We start from the raw sequence: 17,026 nt of genomic DNA on the forward strand, positions 1-17,026 counted from the left end.
ATAATCAATTCGCCGGATTATTTGTCGTGGTCCTCTGGACTCCCGCTATAGGTCGTGCCTAGGCTGTAGGCAATCGTCGATTTTTCGGGGAGCCGGGGGGTGTTGCACATGGAACGTTTGTCATGGCGCGCGCTCCGTCCTTTGCTCCTTGCCGGCGCAGCAGCCACAGCTTGGCTGACCCTGTCAGCCCCCGGCGCCAGCGCTGACGCCGCATCAGATCCCGGTTCATTACTAGGGAACGTCAGCCCTTCTGTCTCCTCACCAGCCGAAGCCGCAGTCAACCCTGTCGCGGGCGCCCTGGTCGCTGTGGCACCTTCTATCGCTCCGCGCGCGGCTGATGCGGGCAGTGCCGTCCTTCCCGCCCAGCCAAGCGCGGCTGAACCTACCGCCCTCCTCCTGCCCCTCACCGGTTCTGCAACCGGCACCGTTGACCAGCTGATTGAAACCGTCCCGCTGGTGAACCAGATTGTCCCGGCCGGCACCATCGGCGCCGCCACGGCACCGGTTGTCGAGGCGGTCGACGGAATCGTCGTCGAAATAGCCAAGCAGGCATTGCCGACGGCTAGCGAAGCCCTTCCCGCTCTTGATCCCGTCGTGGAGCCGGCTGGCGACCTGCTGACTGGTGTTGATTTGCTTCAGGGTTATGGTGCCGCAGCAGCGTTTCCGGCTGTTCCGGGCCTCTCCGCCTCGGAAGGTGGATCCGCTGGCGAGGACCCAACATCTTTGGTCCTGCCCGTTCGTGCGGACGCTGAAAGTTCCCGCGAACTGCCCGTCGCCGACGTCGATAAATCAGCTGTCCTGCATGCCTCAAATCGTTCTGGTACGCCGCCAGCGGCTCCGCATGCCGGAAGCCTCGAAGCTCCGCACCCCGAACCCGGAACTCCGGACGCCGCCGCGCTGCCGGCTGTTCCGGGCTCCGGATCGGGAAGCAGCCAGTCCGCAGGCGGCGGTGCCGGCGGCGCGGCCTGGCTTTCTGACTTTCACGTCGACGTTCCGCTGAATCATGCAGTCCCGGTCAGCGGCCCCCTGCAGAATTCCCCTGCGCCGGTGTCTTTCGACCCCGGTTCATCTCCTGACTAGTTAGGCCTCCCTGCGCACTGCACAGAAAACGGCCATCCGGGCTGCCATGGGCGCCCGACAAACAACTTTCAGGAGATATCACCATGCACGCAAATATCCGCAGAGGGCTGCTTAGCACCCTCTTCGCCGGCGGGCTCCTAGCCCTCGGCTCCACCGCTGCCAGTGCAGCGGATACAACAAGCGGTTCCGACGGTCTCATGTCCGGCACTACCGCTACGGTCTCAGCGGCAGTTGCCGCCAACTCGTCGTTGGGCCTACTGGGTGACCCAACGCCGGAAAACAGCACGGCCGATCTCGTTGCAGTCGTGGACCTTGGCCTCGGCACCAATACCGGCACTGCAGGAACCGACAATACGACAGCAGATCTTGACGCCGTCGTCGACCTGGGGCTCGGGGTCGGCACAGATTCAGGGACCACAGGAACCGACACCACCACCGCTGACCTCGGAGCAATCGCGGACGTCAACGTGGGCAACGGCACCATTGGGACGGCAGGCTCTGACACCACCACCGCCGACGTCGCCGCGGTGCTGGACGTCAATCTCGGCACCAATACCGGCACTGCAGGAACCGACAATACGACAGCAGATCTTGACGCCGTCGTCGACCTGGGGCTCGGTCTCCTCGCGAACAACGGCACGGATACCGCCGTTGATCTGGGAGTCGATCTCGGTGTTGGCGGATCAACCGACACGGGCACCGACAGCTCAGGCGACCTTGGCGTTGACCTTGGGATCGACCTCGGCGTAGATCTGGGTATCGGCGGACCAGCCACCGGAGGTCCTTCAACCGGAAGTCCTGCCAATGGTGGCACCATCCCCGGCGGTACCGTCCCGGGTGGCACCATCCCGGGTGCTCCAGCAAGTGGCATCGAATCAGGCGGCAACGTCCCGAGCGTCAACAGCCCGGGCGGTGCCGCTACCGGAACGGGTATGAATCCGTCGGCTCAAACGCCGACCGGCACGGGTGCCAAGGTCACGGCAGCTTCCAATTCACCGATGCTGGCCAACACGGGAGCCAACCTTGAGCTGGCAATCGCTGCCCTTCTCCTCCTCGCCGGCGGCATGATCATCATGCTGGTGCTGGCCCGGCGGAGGAAGGCCTAAGCTGCCGGCGGGCGGGGGCCGGCATCGCCGTCGCCCTGCCCGCCAAGCCAGCTGGGCCACGGACGGGACTGGCCCGGAAAGCCGCTCAGGGCTCTCCGGGTCAGCCCTCCGGGCACGGCCATTTCCCCCGAGGAGGCCCAACTACCAAGTACCCTTATGAAAATACATACCCGTCCCCGTATCATTCTCTAGAGCGCGTTCCGAGGGAACGCTGAAAAGGATGGGGACATCGTGGAGAGTTCGCCCAGTCAAACGGCGGAGGTCCTGGCCGGCCGATACCGCCTCGGCGAGGTCATCGGACGCGGCGGCATGGCCTCGGTGTACACGGCCAGGGACGAGAACCTTGGCCGCGACGTGGCATTGAAGCTCTTTGCCCCGCAATCGGCTGACGCGGACGAGCTGAAGCGTCAGGAAGCCGAGATTCAGCTGCTCGCCACCCTGAACCACCCCAGCCTCGTGACGCTGTTCGACGCCGGAATCGACTCGCGCGTGCCTGAAGAGCCCCGCCCGTTCCTCACGATGGAACTCGTTGAGGGGCAGGACCTCCGCAGCAGGATCCGTCACAGCCCCGTCCCACTGGATGAACTGGCAGTGATCGGAGCCGGCGTGGCCGATGCCCTGGCGTACGTCCACAACCTGGGCATCATCCACCGTGACATCAAACCAGCCAACATCCTCCTGGTACAGGTCCGCCCCGGAGAGCCCCTGCGCCCCAAACTGACCGATTTCGGCATTGCCAGGATCGTCGACGGCACCCGCCTGACCGCCACCGGGACCATGGTGGGAACGGCTGCTTACCTGAGCCCGGAACAGGCACGGGGCGCCGATCTTGGTCCCGCCAGCGACATCTACTCCCTTGGCCTCGTGTTGCTGGAGTGCATCAAGGGAGCCGTGGAGTACCCAGGCAGCGCAATTGAATCTGCGGTGGCGCGCCTACACCGGGCCCCGGAAATCCCCGGCGATGTTCCGGCCGAGTGGGCCACCCTGATCACATCCATGACAGCACTAGACCCCATGGACCGTCCGACGGCAGCTGATCTCGAGACCGCCCTTCGGCAGGCCCTGGTCTCCCCGGAGTCAGTGCCCGGCACCGTGTCCGAGGAACCGACGCGCATTCTGCCGGCACCGCCGTCGCGGCCGCCCCTCGTGCTCCCGGACAGCACGAAGGAAATGGAATCGGGGACCGGCGCCCGCACAACGGCCCAGTTGGCGGCCAGCCGCGGTGGCCCGCCCCGCGCCCGTATCCGCGCCGCGGGCCGCCGCAAGCTAGCTGCTGCGTTGGCCGCGTTCGCCCTCTTCGTTGTGGGCGCCCTGATTCTTCTGATGGTCAACACGCCCAACGCGCCGGAGCCTGTTCAGTACCCGGCGGTTACCGGCACGCTGGGACAACATCTGGAGCAACTACAGAAGAGCGTGGAACCATGACGTCGTGTGCAGACAACCGCCTTCGCATAGTGCCGCCCCGCCGCTGGCGGACGCTAATCGCGGCCGGCCTGCTTTCGGCCGCCCTCGCCGGCTGCAGTTCCACAGCGCCCGATCTGGAACCTGATGCCGCTCAGACACTGCAGGCAAAGGTGCTAACGGTTTCACAGTCCGCGGCCGGCAACGACACATCCGGCGCCCTCAAGTCGCTCGACGAACTCGTGGTGCAGCTTGACGCTTCAGCGGCCGAGGGAAGCGTGTCGTTCAAACGCCATCAGAGCATCATGAAGGCCATCGAGGCCGTGCGGGCGGACCTCACTACTGCGCAGGCCGCAGCGAAGGCCCAGGCCGACGCGGCAGCAGCTGCCAAGGCAGCAGCCGATGCGGCGGCGGCAGAAGCAGCGAAAGCAGCCCCTGCTCCCGCTGCCGAAGTCCCCGCCCCCGCACCTGCACCCGCTCAAGTAGTCCCAGGAAAAGGGGAAAAGGGCAAAGGCGCCTCAGGACGCTGACGCCGGTGACGGCGGCCGGAACCATCTGGAGCGTTCGGTAAGGTGGATCCGCCGACCGGGGATCCCGCCGTCGGCCTCCGCTCCCGGGTAGCCGTACCGCATTTTTTCATCAGTAAACTTACTATTTGCCGCGAATGTCGCTAGGTTTGTTAAGCGTGCCCACGAAGCCCGCAACGAGATCAGAACCACGGGCCACCGGCCCGCCAGCTGAAGGAGTGATGTACGCATGGCAACTGTCCAGGAATCCATCAACGTAAGCGTCCCGCTGAGCCAGGCCTACAACCAGTGGACCCAGTTCGAGGACTTCCCGCACTTCATGAGCGGCGTGGAAGACGTGCGGCAGCTCGACGACACCACAGTGCACTTCCAGACCAGCATCGGTGGCGTCAAGAGGGAATACGACGCCCGGATCACCGTCCAGCAGCCGGACCAGCGCGTCACGTGGGAGAGCATCGACGAGCCCCGCAACGCCGGAACAGTATGGTTCGAAGCACTCAACCCGACTGAAACCAAGGTCAGCGTGGAACTCGCCTGGGAGCCCGACTCCGCGGTCGAAAAGGTGGGGGCGGCGGTGGGCCTTGATTCCCGCCAGGTGGCCTCGGACCTTAAACGCTTCAAGAAGTTCATCGAGGAACGCGAAGTGGAGACCGGCGCATGGCGGGAGCGCGTCAGCGAAGGCGCCGTCAGCGGAGCCGGCGCGGCAACAGCAGCCGGCACGACGGCGGAAATTCCGCTCGACGCCGCGACCGCCGTTCCCCTCGAGGAGGAAGTGGGCTATGACGCCGTGCCCACGGAGCAGCCCGTGAACACGGATCCGGATATGGCCACCGAGCCTCCGTTCGGCAAGCACGTCCAGCGCTAGCTGCAGCAGCCGGCACTTCGCAGTAGCCTTCAGGCAAGCAGAACGCCCCGCCTCCCGTGATGGGAGGCGGGGCGTTCTGCGTTTTGGCGGGTCCGGCTACTTGGCCAGTCCCGAGAGCACTTCGGTGAACTTCGCGGACGGACGCATCACCGCGGCAACCTTGGCAACGTCCGGGTGGTAGTAACCGCCGATGTCCACCGGGGAGCCCTGAACCGCGAGCAGCTCGGCGACGATGGTGTCTTCGTTGGAGGTCAGTGCCTCGGACACAGCGGCGAAATCGGCGGCCAGCTCGGCGTCGTCGGTCTGCTTGGCCAGCTCCTGCGCCCAGAACTTGGCGAGGTAGAAGTGGCTTCCGCGGTTGTCGAGTTCCCCGACGCTGCGGCGGGGGGACTTGTTCTCGAGCAGGAACGTGCCGGTGGCCCGGTCCAGTGTGTCGGCGAGAACCTGGGCACGCTTGTTGCCCGTAGTGGTGGCGAGGTGCTCGAAGCTGACGGCGAGGGCCAGGAATTCACCCAGGCTGTCCCAGCGCAGGTGGTTTTCCTTCAGCAACTGCTGGACGTGCTTCGGGGCGGAGCCGCCGGCGCCGGTCTCGAAGAGTCCGCCGCCGTTGATCAGCGGAACCACGGAGAGCATCTTGGCACTGGTGCCCAGTTCGAGGATCGGGAAAAGGTCCGTGAGGTAGTCGCGGAGCACGTTGCCGGTCACCGAGATGGTGTCCTCGCCCTTGCGGATGCGCTCGAGAGTGAAGGCCGTGGCCTTGACCGGGGACATGATCTCGATCTGGAGGCCCTCGGTGTCGTACTCCTTGAGGTATTCCTTGACCTTGGCAATCAGGTTGGCGTCGTGGGCACGCTCTTCATCCAGCCAGAACACGGCGGGGGTTTCGGAGGCACGGGCGCGGGTGACGGCCAGCTTGACCCAGTCGCGGATCGGCACGTCCTTGGCCTGGCAGGCACGCCAGATGTCGCCCGGGGCCACCTGGTGTTCGATCAGGACATTGCCCTTGCTGTCCACGAGCTGGACGGCGCCGGACGACTGGATCTCGAAGGTCTTGTCGTGGCTGCCGTATTCCTCGGCCGCCTGGGCCATGAGGCCTACGTTCGGCACGGTGCCCATGGTGGTGGGGTCAAAGGCGCCGTTGGCGCGGCAGTCGTCGATGACAACCTGGTAGATGCCGGCGTAGCTGCTGTCCGGGAGGACGGCCAGCGTGTCGGCTTCCTTGCCGTCCGGGCCCCACATGTGGCCGGAGGAGCGGATCATCGCGGGCATGGAGGCGTCCACGATGACGTCGGACGGAACGTGCAGGTTGGTGATGCCCTTGTCCGAGTCCACCATCGCCAGTGCGGGGCCTTCGGCGAGGCCCTTCTCGATGGCAGCCTGGACGCCTTCGCGGACGTCTTCGGGAAGTTCTTCGAGTCCGCCCAGGATGGAGGCCAGGCCGTTGTTGGCGCTCAGGCCTGCGGCGGCAAGCTGCTCGCCGTACGTGTCGAACAGTTCAGTGAAGTAGGCCTTCACCACGTGGCCGAAGATGATGGGGTCCGAGACCTTCATCATGGTGGCCTTCAGGTGTGCAGAGAACAGCACGCCTTCTTCCTTGGCGCGGACAACTTGGGCTGCCAGGAATTCGTCCAAGGCGGCGGCGCGCATCACGGTGCCGTCAACAACCTCGCCGGCCAGGACGGGGAACCCGCGCTTCAGGACCTTGACGGTGCCATCTTCTTTGACCAGCTGGATCTTGACGGTGTCATCAGCTTCGATGACCACCGACTTTTCGTTGGCGCGGAAGTCCTCGGCACCCATGGTGGCCACGTTGGTCTTGGACTCCGGCGTCCAGGCGCCCATGGAGTGCGGGTTCTGGCGGGCGTAGTTCTTCACGGACAGGGGCGCGCGGCGGTCGGAGTTGCCTTCGCGCAGGACCGGGTTGACGGCCGAGCCCTTGATCTTGTCGTAGCGCGAGCGGATGTCCGTCTCGGTGTCGGAGGACGGGTTGTCAGGGTAGTCCGGGAGGTCGTAGCCCTGGGACTGGAGCTCGGCGATCGCGGCCTTCAGCTGCGGAATCGAGGCGCTGACGTTGGGCAGCTTGATAATGTTGGCTTCCGGCTTCTTTGCCAGGGCACCCAGTTCGGCCAGGGCATCGCTGATCCGCTGCTCTTCGGTGAGGTAGTCACCGAACACGGAGATGATGCGGCCAGAGAGGGAGATGTCGCGGGTCTCCACTTCCACACCGGCAGTCGACGCGTAGGCCTCGATAATCGGCAAGAACGAGTAGGTGGCCAGCATGGGCGCTTCGTCAGTGTGGGTATAAATAATCTTGGCCATTGGTGGGGCGTCTCCTGAAGGTATACATACATCTGGAACTCTGGCGTTATTTCAACATTCTTAACTTACCCGAGCAGGGCGCGTCGGCGCCCATCGTGGCGTTCAGCGACGCGTAGCATGCCCCCGACGGTCGCACTGGCCGGCTCGCGGAGAGACGGGAACCACATCCCACCAGGCACAATACGAAACTTGAGTATCTATTTACAACAATTGTCACAGTGGGTAGGTTGATCTCCACCAGCGGCGGCCACCACCTGAGGCCGGCGCAAACTTTTCTGTTGAGGACACCCATGACGAAATCGAAGTCTCTGGCCACCAGCCTCCTGAGCCTGTCCGCCGCCGCCCTGCTTGCCGTCAGTGCAGCTGCCGGAGCAACTGCCGCGCCTGCATCCCCGCAGGCCCCGTCTCCCCAGGACGGCGGGCAGGTTGCCAGCCAGTCAGTGGACAGCACAAGTGCCGCCAACTACTGGACCGCTGACCGCATGCGTGCCGCGGTCCCCGGCGACGTGCTCGCCAGCAAAGCGCTGCAGCGCGGTAACGCCTCCCCGGCCGCCGCCGTGGAAAAGGGTTCCAGCACCAAGATTGCCGGCAAGGCAGGCAACGGCAAACCCGCGCCCCTGCACGCCGACGAGAGTCCGGTGTCCCACATCGGCAAGGTCTTCTTCACCCTGGGCGGCAGCAACTACGTCTGCTCCGGCAACTCGGTGGTGTCCACCAACAAGAGCACCGTGTCCACCGCCGGCCACTGCATCAACGAGGGCCCGGGCGCCTTCGCCACCAACTTCATCTTCGTCCCGGCCTACCTGGACGGCGCCGCCCCCTACGGCAAGTGGGCAGCCAAGGCCTTGTATGCCCCCACGCAGTGGAGCTCCGCGGGCGACATGCAGTACGACACGGGCTTCGCCGTGGTCTCACCGCTCAACGGCCAGAGCCTTGCCGACGTCGTTGGCGCTTCCGGTGTCCAGTTCAACGCAGCCCGCGGCCTGACATACAAGTCCTACGGCTACCCCGCAGCGGCGCCGTTCGACGGTTCGTCACTCGTTAGCTGCACCGGGCCGGCCAGCAACGACCCCTACAACCCGCAGTTCCAGTCCCAGGGCATCCCCTGCGACATGACCGGCGGATCCTCGGGCGGCCCGTGGTTCATCGGCACCAGCTCCGGCGGGTACCAGAACTCCATCAACAGCTACGGTTACGGCAGCCGGTCCCAGGTCATGTACGGACCGTACTGGGGCTCCGTCATCCAGCAGGCCTACTCGAGTGCATCGTCCGCCAACTGACAGCCCGTGAATACGGATAATGCCGCTGCGGAACACGAACCTTCGGATCAAGGGTCCTCGAATGACGACGCCGTGAGCCGCAGCGAGATCAGCCAGGCGCCGGAGGATATCCTCGCCTACTGGACGCCGGAGCGCTTGGCCGACGCGAAACCGCGCGAGGTCCGGCTCCCCCAACCTGAGGCTGACCACGAACCCGACGGGGACTAACTGAATAAACGACGACGGCGACCGTCCCCTCCCGGGGGCGGTCGCCGTCGTACGCGGTCAGGGTTTCAACAGGCTCAACCACCGGAGCCGGTGACCGGGTCTGTCCTTCTTCCTAGTGGAAGAAGTGCCGCGCACCCGTGAAGTACATGGTGATGCCGGCGGCGTTGGCCGCGGCGATGACCTCGTCGTCCCGGACGGATCCGCCGGGCTGGACCACGGCTCGGACGCCGGCGTCGATCAGGATCTGGAGGCCGTCTGCGAACGGGAAGAAGGCGTCGGAAGCAGCCACCGCACCGCGGGCCCGCTCGGGAGCGCCGGACGCGTCTGCGTTCGAGGCACCGCCGGCACCCTCAACCTCGGACTCCACGGTCACACCGAGCGTGTTGGCGCGTTCCACGGCCAGCTTGCAGGAATCGAGCCGGTTGACCTGGCCCATGCCGATGCCAACAGCGGCGCCGTGGTTCGCCAGCAGAATGGCGTTGGACTTGGCGGCACGGCAGGCGGTCCACGCGAACGCCAGGTCTGCCAGGGTCGCGTCGTCTGCGGCTTCGCCGGCTGCGAGGGTCCAGTTGGCAGGGTTGTCGCCTTCAGCGTCCACCTTGTCGGTGGCCTGCACCAGCATGCCGCCGGACACCTGGCGGAACTCCGTCGGGTAGCGGCCGTAGCCCTCGGGGAGTGCCAGCAGCCGGATGTTCTTCTTCTTGGAGAGGATCTCTACGGCTTCGTCCTCGAAGTCCGGGGCGATGACCACTTCGGTGAAGATGCCCGCCACGGTGCGAGCCATGCCGGCGGTGACCCTGCGGTTGGACGCGATGACGCCGCCGAACGCGGAGACGGGATCGCACGCGTGGGCCTTGGCGTGGGCGTCGGCGATGGGGTCCGCCGCGTCAGCAGAGCCAACTGCCACGCCGCACGGGTTGGCGTGCTTGATGATGGCGACGGCGGGATCGGCGAAGTCGAACGCGGCGCGGAGGGCGGCGTCGGCGTCGACGTAGTTGTTGTAGCTCATGGCCTTGCCGTGCAGCTGGTCCGCCTGGGCGATGCCGGCCGGAGCAGCCCTGTCAACGTACAGTGCGGCCTGCTGGTGCGGGTTTTCGCCGTAGCGGAGCACTTCGGAACGCTCCAGGGCTACGCCTGCGTAAGCGGGCCAGTCAATCACGCCGTCGCCGTCCTCGTCGAGGAACTGGCTTGCCGTCCAAGTGGCCACGGCGTTGTCGTAGCTGGCGGTGTGCGCGAAGGCCTTGGCGGCCAGGCGCTGGCGGGTCTTCAGGTCAAAACCGCCCTCGGCGGCGGCACGGACAACATCGCCGTAGAAGTTGGGATCCGTGACGATCGTGACAGCAGCGTGGTTCTTCGCCGCGGAGCGCACCATTGCGGGCCCTCCGATGTCGATCTGCTCGACGACGTCGTCCTGCGCAGCACCGGACTTGACGGTATCCACGAACGGGTAGAGGTTCACCACGACGAGGTCGAACGCCTCAATCTCCATCTTGGCCAGCGTCTCCATGTGGGCGGGAACCCGGCGGTCGGCCAGGATGCCGCCGTGGACGCGGGGGTGGAGCGTCTTGACACGGCCGTCGAGCATTTCCGGGGAACCGGTGACTTCCTCGACTTCCTGCACCGGGATGCCGGCGGCAGCGATCTTCTTCGCGGTGGACCCGGTGGAAACAATCTTGACGCCTGCTTCGTGCAGGCCCTTCGCGAGCTCCTCCAGACCGGTCTTGTCGTAGACCGAGATCAGGGCTCGGCGGATGGGAACACGGTCTAGCTGCGTAAAGCTCACAAAGGTCTCCGTCTTTTGACACGGTGGGTGCCGCGGTTGGTGGGGATGAGGCCAGTTTATCGCGTCCCGCCGGATGCCCTCCCTGCGTGCCGGTGTGTGAAGGCCGCGCGCAGACCCGCCACTGCGACGTAGAGTTTTCCCAGGAGGCCGAGATGAATACTTACACCACTGTGCCCAACGGCGAACAGGTGGTCCAGGAACTGCCGTGGCGGTGGAAGGTCCAGGGCCGGATCTTCCTGATCGGCGGCCTGGGTTTTATGTTCGATGCCTGGGATGTGACGCTCAACGGGATCCTCATTCCGCTGCTGTCCACCCACTGGGCGCTGTCCCCCGGCGACGCCGCGTGGATCGGAACGGCGAACCTGGTCGGCATGGCGCTGGGCGCGTTCGCCTGGGGCACCATCGCGGACACTATCGGACGCAAGAAGGCCTTCACCGCCACCTTGCTGATTTTCTCCCTCTTCACGGTGCTGGGTGCCTTCTCCCCCGATTTCATCTGGTTCTGCGTGTTCCGTTTCATGGCCGGTTTCGGCCTGGGCGGGTGCATTCCCGTGGACTACGCCCTGGTCGGTGAATTCACGCCGCGGAAGCAGCGCGGCAGGGTGCTCACGGCGATGGACGGCTGGTGGCCGGTGGGCGCCGCCCTGTGCGGCTTCGTCTCGGCCTGGCTCGTGGCCGCGTTCGCGGACTGGAGGCTGACCATGCTGGTGATGGTGCTGCCGGCCCTGCTGGTGTTCTGGGTGCGGCGCAGCGTGCCCGAGTCTCCGCTGTTCCTCATCCGCAAGGGCCGCCGCGACGAGGCCGCCAAGGTCATCGACGACCTGGTCAAGGCCACCGGCGCCGAGCCCCGCGCCTACAGCCTGCCTGAAGCACAGGATGCCCCGCGGCTCTCCGCCGGGAGCGCCTGGCTCCAGCTGGTCCGCGTCTGGCGTTTCAACTGGAAGATCACCGCGGCCGCCTGGTCCCTGTTCTTCAGCATCCTGCTGGTCTACTACCTGTCCCTGACGTGGATGCCGCGGATCCTCATCGGCGCCGGTTTCCAGGACTACAAGGCGTTCCTCACGACGGCGTCCATGGCCGCCGTCGGGCTCCTGGGTGTGGTGGTGGCCGCAGTGCTGGTTGAGCGGGTGGGCCGCAAGTGGATCCTGGCAATTACCGGGCCGCTGTCGGCGCTGACGCTGGTGATCGTGGCATTCGTGGTGGACATCCCGTCGGCCGCTGTGTTCTGGCTGCTGGTGTTCGGCTTCATCGTGCAGGTGGCCATCCCGGTGCTGTACACGTACGTCTCCGAGCTGTACCCGACGGACCTGCGCGGCACGGGTTTCGGCTGGGCGTCCACGTTCTCCCGGCTGGGGGCAGGCTTCGGCCCGCTGATTTTCGCCTCTATCCTGTGGCCGCAGCTGGGCCTGGCGACGTCGTTCGCGCTGGCCGGCGGCCTGGTCCTGCTGTCGGTGCTGTGGATGGCGTTCTTCTCCCCCGAGACCAAGCAGCGAACGCTGACGTAAGCGGCTCATTCGCCAAGCAAGCCCCCGCTCCCCCAACTGACTGGCAGTTGACGTCGCGAAACGCGCTTTTCACGACGTTAACTGCCAGTCACTTGGGTACCCAGCCGCGGCTCACGAGTGCCGTGCGGACCTTTGCCACCGCCGGCCGGGCATCGTTGACCATATGCCGCTTGGATATCCGGACAAGTGTCCACCCGCCACGGCTGAAATCCTCTTCACGGGCGATGTCCCGGATTACCTGCGCCGCCTCGGAATGCCCGTCGCCGTCATACTCCACCGCCACTTTGTGTTCCGGATAGGCGAGGTCCGGTTGACGCACGACGCCGGGACGCAGCTCCGCGGGAACGTTCAGTTCGGGCTCCGGCAGGCCCGCGTTCTCCAAAGCCAGCCGCAGGCGGGTTTCCGGCGCCGAATCCGCTCCCACGCGCGCCTGTTCCAAAGCGAGCCGGGCTTTGCGGATGCCGGGAGTTCCCTTGTGCCGGTCCAGCATGTCCGCGAGTTCCTCCAGCGTGGCGTGCGGCTCCGTTCGGGCCTCGAATTCGGGCCGGGGAATCCTCAGCAGGTGGTCTGCCACAACGGTCAGTTCATTGATGCTCATCTTCCGTGAGCAATCCAGCCAGGTCCGTGCAGGGGTGGTAATCAACAAGCCTCCGAGGTTGATTACCTCGTCGGAAAAGAACTGCCCGACATGCCCCACCACGCCTCGGCGACGCGGAATAGCCATCGTGTCAGGACGCGAGATATGTATCCGCTCATCGTCCCGATTTGGGAGGTACCCCGGAAGCCCCCACAATACAAAAGCCGTGGTGTGCGAGGCCGCCGAGAACGGGGTCACCACCGTGTACGGCCTGACGAGCTTGAGCCGGTCGAGAGGCTCGCCGGTACTTGGGATGCGGACGCCGCGGCTTGGGACCCGCAGTTCACGGAACCTAAGACGCCCGGGAGTCACGCCGGCGTCGACAGCTTCGTAGACAGTGAAGGGTGCATCACCCAGCGGGGCGGGCAGTGGGTTCGGATCTCGCATTCCTCATGATTTCAAACCCCGGGCCCGCACTCAGGAGTTATCCACAGAACCGCGCACGATCACCCAACTGACTCGCAGATAACGTCGTGAAAACCGCGTTTCACGACGTTAAGTGCCAGTCAGTTGGGTGCGCACACGACAAGAATTAGGCCGCGGCGAGCTGCGCCAGGGTCGAGACCAGGAGCCTGCGCTCCACCACCTTGATGCGTTCGTGCAGGGTGTCCTCGGTGTCGTCGTCGCGGATGGCCACGGCTTCCTGGGCGATGATGGGGCCTGTGTCCACGCCGGCGTCGGCCCAGTGAACCGTGCAGCCCGTGACTTTGACGCCATAGGCCATGGCGTCCCGGACACCGTGGGCTCCGGGGAAAGCAGGCAGCAGGGCCGGGTGCGTGTTGAGGTATTTCCCGCCGAACGCGTCGATGAACTCGGGGCTGACGATCCGCATGAAACCTGAGGACACCACAACGTCCGGCTCATATGCGGCCACTGCTTCGGTCAGCGCCAAATTCCAGTCCGCACGGTCGGCGTAGGCCTTGAAGTCCACCACGAAGGTCGGGATTCCGGCAGCGGCCGAACGCTCCACGCCGTAGGTCCCGGGCCGGTCCGCGCCGACGGCGGCTATCTCCACGTCCAGCTCGCCCGCCTTGACGGCGTCAATGACGGCCTGGAGATTGGAGCCGGTACCGGACACGAGGACAACGATGCGCATGGCTCTAGCTTATGGGGCCGCTCGCGTAGGCTGGAAAACATGAACCCCCCGAAGGACCCCGCAGGTCCCCAGCAGGCCCGGCAACCCCTCACCGAGGCCGCGAAGACGTCGCTGCTGAAGACGCACAACCTGTTCCGTGCATTTATCGTGGCCGTCCTGGGCGCCTTCTTCGTCTACCAGCTGGACGTCACCTACGTGTGGCTGACCGCCATCCTGACGGCAGCGAGCATCGTGCTCGGCATCATGGTGCTGGTCCGGGCCATCAAGCTCAAGGAATCCAAGCTGGTCCTTTTCGGGACCATCTCGGGGCTGGTGGTGTCGGCGGTGATGGTGCTGCTGATCCTGGTTTCCGCGGTGTTCTTCAACCAGGTCCGCGACTTCCAGCAGTGCTCCCGCAGCGCACTGACCCAGCAGGCGCTGACCCAGTGCCAGACGCAGCTGCAGAAGTCCCTCCCTGCCCAGCTCCGCTGAGCCTAAGGAAAGTAACGCCCGACGGCGGCACCTCCTACGGCTTGGACACTTCCAGGTCTGCTTCACGCAGTTTCTGCTGGCGTTCCAGCCACGGTCCCGCCGCGTATCCGATCACGACGCCGATGGCGACCTCGGCGGCCACCCACAGCGAGGTGCCCAACGGGTCCGGGCCGATGTCCGTGAGGCGGCCGATCCCGGCCGACCCGCGGGCCATCCAGGCCAGGCCTCCCGCCATCAGGCCCGCCGCGACGCCGATGATTGCTCCAAGGACGACGGTTGACGCCGATGCCGTGAACCAGCGGGAACGGACCTTGATGGACAGCCATTCGTCGAAGTGGTTTTCGCCTTCGCGCAGGAACCACCAGCCTGCCAGTGCACCGGCCAGGACCGGCACCACCAGCGCCACGAAGCCGTAATCCAGTGGACCGGAGGGCAACGCGGCGAACACCGGAATGGACGGCAGCGGGCCAACGGCGGTTCCCAGCGGGCCGGCCTGCGAGCCGACGCCCAGGGCGAAGCCGGAGCCGGAGGTCCAGGCGAGCGCAAAGACGGCCAGGTTGGGGAGGAAGCCGAGTTGCGCGATGGTGAGCACGGCACCGCCCATGGCGCCGGCGTCGAGCCCTTCATACACGGCGATCACCAGGTCCCAGTGGATAAAGAGGTCCACCGCGAGCAGCGCCGCGGACATGGTGAAGGCAGCCATCAGCGCGACGAAGCCGGCTTTGACCGCGGAGCCGAGGTAGGAACCGGCCCAGCGGGAGTGCTGGCTGGTGCGGGCGATCCAGTCGACCGCGTCGACGCCGATGAGCCGGCTCCAGGACCCCGCTTCGCGCCGGGCACCCACCACCATGCCCAGGCCGAACGGGACCAGCGGCATCAGCCCGGCGAACCAGAGGAAAATGGCGACGTCGTCGGTGCGGCACACGAAGCCTGTCGCCATCCCGAAGCCGGCATACACCAGCCAGGAACCCAGCAGGGCCTGCCACAGCTGGTCCGTGTACGAGGCCCGGGCCAGCCGCCGGCCCGCCCGCCACGCCAGCAGGAACGGGATGAGCGTCAGGCCCAGCGGGATCAGCGACAGCGTGCCCGATTCCGGCTGCGCCGCGGCTTCCCCCGCCACGGTCGTCAGGTGCAGCGGCACGCCGTGGATCAGCAGCCAGGCCTGGCCGCCAAGCCGGGCCAGGGCGTCGAAGTTGTTGTTCTGGAATCCGGCCGTTGCCCACACGGCGACGATGGGCGCCAGCACCACCAGCGCGGAAATGACCGCCGCCTGCGCCGACTCGAGCGCCCCCTGCAGCCACAAGGGCATGGGAATGCCACGGTCTCCGGTCTGATCAGCGCGCAGTTTCATCGTGTTCCATGGTGTCACGGGAGGCGCCCCGGGCCCGTGTGCGACAGGCTTAAAGCCCGGAGTTACCAGAGCTCGTAGTTGTCCGTGCTGATCATGAAGCCGTGGCCCGTCCGCAGATGCGCGCAGGTCATGGCGCCCGGCGCCCGTTCGCACACCATGTTGCCCAGCCGCACCGTCTCGCCGTCCTGGATCCACGGCCCGGGAAACTCCGGTCCGGCCACTTCCTCCGCCTCCATCGGGGACGTTCCGTTGCCGCACAACCCGTACTGGGCGCCGCCGTCGAGCGTCACCACCGCGTACCCGCCGCGGTACTCGCTGACCCCTGTGCACTGGTCCTTGATGTCACCGGGCCGGGGCGGGACGTCCGTGAGCAGGTGGCAGGCAGCAGCGTCGGCGCTGATGGAACACTGCATGTCCTTGCCGGCCGACTGCACCACCACCGGCAGCGGCGCCGCCCACGGCTGCGCGTTCACCTTGGGCAGGAGCTGCTCGGCCCTGTTGAGGGGCCCGGGGTTGAGGGGGCCGGGTTCGTCCATCCTCAGTATCCCGATAGCAGGCGCTGTCCCGGCCGGCACGGCCACGCTGCAGCCGGCGGCGGAGATAAGCACGACGACGGCCAGCAGGGTTCGGAGGGTCGGTGTTACAAGGCTCATGGTCCTGCCAGTTCAGCAGAACGGGACCGTCCTGTCGCTGGGCAGAACTCCCCATCCCCCAGCGCTTTTTTCGTTACTGAGCCGTAAAATTGGATTGTCCGCAATCAGTGGTTGGAGGCAGAAAAATGACTACCGCATCGCCACATGCACATGGCGTTCACTTCGGGCGTACCGACGTCCAGAACGTTGGCATGGGTGTAGGTATTGTCCTGATGTTGGCGGGTGTCCTGGCGTTTATCCCGGGCATTACCCAGCAGTACAGCGAACTAAGGTTCTTGGGGCCTGATTCGCACGCCATGTTCCTCAACCTGTTCCAGGTATCCATGCTGCTGAACATTGTGCAGCTGGTCATCGGTGCAACAGGCTGGGCAATGTCCCGCAATGGAATGGGCGCCCGGAACTTCCTTATGGGCTTTGGCGCGCTGTACATCGTCCTCAGCATCTTCGGGCTCAGTGTCGGAGTGGGATCGGCGGCCAATTTCCTGTCGCTGAACACGCTGGATAGCTGGACCCTCATGGTGCTGGGTGTGGTGATGATTGGCGCCGGCTGGATCCTCTCAAGGCATCTGGCCGAGGACCGCAGGTAGCCCGGATCGCGTAGCCGGGACATAAGGAGCCGCTAATGAGGAACGCTTCATGGCAATCTGAATGTTTTAACCACCGGTTGGTGCAGTTGCCCTGCGTAGGCGCAGGCGGCTGCACCAGCTTTTTGCTTTAAAGGGCACGACGGCGGGGGGCCGGGGCG

The 17,026-nt window shown here is 65.7% G+C and carries 16 protein-coding genes; 10 read left to right on the forward strand and 6 right to left on the reverse strand.

The window, feature by feature from the left end:
* Positions 1–108: 108 nt before the first annotated feature.
* The 5 genes from AC07YR_RS16560 (at position 109) to AC07YR_RS16580 (ending at position 4,979) form a co-directional block, all read left to right on the forward strand.
* Positions 109–1,080, forward strand: a complete 972-nt coding sequence (locus AC07YR_RS16560; protein WP_494734596.1) for a hypothetical protein — start codon at positions 109–111, stop codon at positions 1,078–1,080.
* An 83-nt stretch (positions 1,081–1,163) separates the two neighbouring features.
* Positions 1,164–2,186: a hypothetical protein gene (locus AC07YR_RS16565; protein ID WP_494734597.1), complete on the forward strand. Its 1,023-nt coding sequence runs from the start codon at positions 1,164–1,166 to the stop codon at positions 2,184–2,186.
* Between the two features lie 228 nt (positions 2,187–2,414).
* Complete coding sequence (locus AC07YR_RS16570; RefSeq protein WP_436059269.1) at positions 2,415–3,611, forward strand: serine/threonine-protein kinase; 1,197 nt, start codon at positions 2,415–2,417, stop codon at positions 3,609–3,611.
* The gene (locus AC07YR_RS16575) at positions 3,608–4,117 is read left to right on the forward strand and encodes a mucin-associated surface protein (protein WP_436056985.1); all 510 of its coding nucleotides are present in this window, start codon (positions 3,608–3,610) and stop codon (positions 4,115–4,117) included. The genes AC07YR_RS16570 and AC07YR_RS16575 overlap by 4 nt, the downstream gene beginning before the upstream one ends.
* 226 nt (positions 4,118–4,343) lie before the next feature.
* Positions 4,344–4,979, forward strand: a complete 636-nt coding sequence (locus tag AC07YR_RS16580) for an SRPBCC family protein (protein WP_055804240.1) — start codon at positions 4,344–4,346, stop codon at positions 4,977–4,979.
* 96 nt (positions 4,980–5,075) lie between these two features.
* Here the strand turns inward: AC07YR_RS16580 and AC07YR_RS16585 are convergent, their stop codons facing one another.
* Positions 5,076–7,298 carry an NADP-dependent isocitrate dehydrogenase gene (locus AC07YR_RS16585; protein WP_494734598.1) on the reverse strand — a complete coding sequence of 741 codons (2,223 nt, stop codon included), beginning with the start codon at positions 7,296–7,298 and terminating at the stop codon, positions 5,076–5,078.
* A gap of 290 nt (positions 7,299–7,588) precedes the next feature.
* On the opposite strand from AC07YR_RS16585, the gene AC07YR_RS16590 reads away from it, so the two are divergent.
* Both AC07YR_RS16590 and AC07YR_RS16595 read left to right on the forward strand, forming a co-directional pair.
* The gene (locus AC07YR_RS16590) at positions 7,589–8,578 is read left to right on the forward strand and encodes a trypsin-like serine peptidase (protein ID WP_436056984.1); all 990 of its coding nucleotides are present in this window, start codon (positions 7,589–7,591) and stop codon (positions 8,576–8,578) included.
* 72 nt (positions 8,579–8,650) lie between these two features.
* The gene (locus tag AC07YR_RS16595; protein ID WP_494734599.1) at positions 8,651–8,785 is read left to right on the forward strand and encodes a hypothetical protein; all 135 of its coding nucleotides are present in this window, start codon (positions 8,651–8,653) and stop codon (positions 8,783–8,785) included.
* A 112-nt stretch (positions 8,786–8,897) separates the two neighbouring features.
* Here the strand turns inward: AC07YR_RS16595 and purH are convergent, their stop codons facing one another.
* Positions 8,898–10,568, reverse strand: a complete 1,671-nt coding sequence (gene purH / locus AC07YR_RS16600) for a bifunctional phosphoribosylaminoimidazolecarboxamide formyltransferase/IMP cyclohydrolase (RefSeq protein WP_494734600.1) — start codon at positions 10,566–10,568, stop codon at positions 8,898–8,900.
* A 152-nt stretch (positions 10,569–10,720) separates the two neighbouring features.
* Here purH and AC07YR_RS16605 point away from each other — a divergent pair, with 152 nt between their 5' ends.
* Positions 10,721–12,073: an MFS transporter gene (locus AC07YR_RS16605; RefSeq protein WP_055804252.1), complete on the forward strand. Its 1,353-nt coding sequence runs from the start codon at positions 10,721–10,723 to the stop codon at positions 12,071–12,073.
* A gap of 88 nt (positions 12,074–12,161) precedes the next feature.
* On the opposite strand, the gene AC07YR_RS16610 is transcribed toward AC07YR_RS16605, so the two are convergent.
* Together AC07YR_RS16610 and purN are read right to left on the reverse strand one after the other, a co-directional pair.
* The gene (locus AC07YR_RS16610; RefSeq protein ID WP_494734601.1) at positions 12,162–12,671 is read right to left on the reverse strand and encodes an endonuclease domain-containing protein; all 510 of its coding nucleotides are present in this window, start codon (positions 12,669–12,671) and stop codon (positions 12,162–12,164) included.
* 571 nt (positions 12,672–13,242) lie between these two features.
* A complete protein-coding gene (gene purN, locus AC07YR_RS16615) occupies positions 13,243–13,806 on the reverse strand; it encodes a phosphoribosylglycinamide formyltransferase (RefSeq protein WP_494734602.1) in 564 nt (187 codons plus the stop codon).
* Positions 13,807–13,845: 39 nt separating this feature from the next.
* Between purN and AC07YR_RS16620 the strand changes: the two genes are divergently transcribed.
* Complete coding sequence (locus tag AC07YR_RS16620) at positions 13,846–14,277, forward strand: hypothetical protein (RefSeq protein WP_494734603.1); 432 nt, start codon at positions 13,846–13,848, stop codon at positions 14,275–14,277.
* 34 nt (positions 14,278–14,311) lie between these two features.
* On the opposite strand, the gene AC07YR_RS16625 is transcribed toward AC07YR_RS16620, so the two are convergent.
* Together AC07YR_RS16625 and AC07YR_RS16630 are read right to left on the reverse strand one after the other, a co-directional pair.
* Entirely contained in the window at positions 14,312–15,628 is a 1,317-nt protein-coding gene (locus AC07YR_RS16625; protein ID WP_494734604.1) for a cell division protein PerM, read from the reverse strand.
* A 62-nt stretch (positions 15,629–15,690) separates the two neighbouring features.
* Positions 15,691–16,281, reverse strand: coding sequence for a hypothetical protein (locus AC07YR_RS16630; protein ID WP_494734605.1), 591 nt, complete (start codon positions 16,279–16,281; stop codon positions 15,691–15,693).
* A 125-nt stretch (positions 16,282–16,406) separates the two neighbouring features.
* Here AC07YR_RS16630 and AC07YR_RS16635 point away from each other — a divergent pair, with 125 nt between their 5' ends.
* Positions 16,407–16,868, forward strand: a complete 462-nt coding sequence (locus tag AC07YR_RS16635) for a DUF4383 domain-containing protein (protein ID WP_055804268.1) — start codon at positions 16,407–16,409, stop codon at positions 16,866–16,868.
* Positions 16,869–17,026: the final 158 nt, after the last annotated feature.

This window comes from Arthrobacter sp. GW460-12-1-14-TSB2, assembly GCF_059423525.1.

Excerpts from the sequence above, each read along its gene's own strand:
- AC07YR_RS16560 (WP_494734596.1), top strand. The coding sequence starts at position 109 with ATGGAACGTTTGTCATGGCGCGCGCTCCGTCCTTTGCTCCTTGCCGGC.
- AC07YR_RS16565 (WP_494734597.1), top strand. The coding sequence starts at position 1,164 with ATGCACGCAAATATCCGCAGAGGGCTGCTTAGCACCCTCTTCGCCGGC.
- AC07YR_RS16575 (WP_436056985.1), top strand. The coding sequence starts at position 3,608 with ATGACGTCGTGTGCAGACAACCGCCTTCGCATAGTGCCGCCCCGCCGC.
- AC07YR_RS16580 (WP_055804240.1), top strand. The coding sequence starts at position 4,344 with ATGGCAACTGTCCAGGAATCCATCAACGTAAGCGTCCCGCTGAGCCAG.
- AC07YR_RS16585 (WP_494734598.1), bottom strand. The coding sequence starts at position 7,298 with ATGGCCAAGATTATTTATACCCACACTGACGAAGCGCCCATGCTGGCC.
- AC07YR_RS16590 (WP_436056984.1), top strand. The coding sequence starts at position 7,589 with ATGACGAAATCGAAGTCTCTGGCCACCAGCCTCCTGAGCCTGTCCGCC.
- AC07YR_RS16605 (WP_055804252.1), top strand. The coding sequence starts at position 10,721 with ATGAATACTTACACCACTGTGCCCAACGGCGAACAGGTGGTCCAGGAA.
- AC07YR_RS16610 (WP_494734601.1), bottom strand. The coding sequence starts at position 12,671 with ATGAGCATCAATGAACTGACCGTTGTGGCAGACCACCTGCTGAGGATT.
- purN (WP_494734602.1), bottom strand. The coding sequence starts at position 13,806 with ATGCGCATCGTTGTCCTCGTGTCCGGTACCGGCTCCAATCTCCAGGCC.
- AC07YR_RS16620 (WP_494734603.1), top strand. The coding sequence starts at position 13,846 with ATGAACCCCCCGAAGGACCCCGCAGGTCCCCAGCAGGCCCGGCAACCC.
- AC07YR_RS16625 (WP_494734604.1), bottom strand. The coding sequence starts at position 15,628 with ATGAAACTGCGCGCTGATCAGACCGGAGACCGTGGCATTCCCATGCCC.
- AC07YR_RS16630 (WP_494734605.1), bottom strand. The coding sequence starts at position 16,281 with ATGAGCCTTGTAACACCGACCCTCCGAACCCTGCTGGCCGTCGTCGTG.
- AC07YR_RS16635 (WP_055804268.1), top strand. The coding sequence starts at position 16,407 with ATGACTACCGCATCGCCACATGCACATGGCGTTCACTTCGGGCGTACC.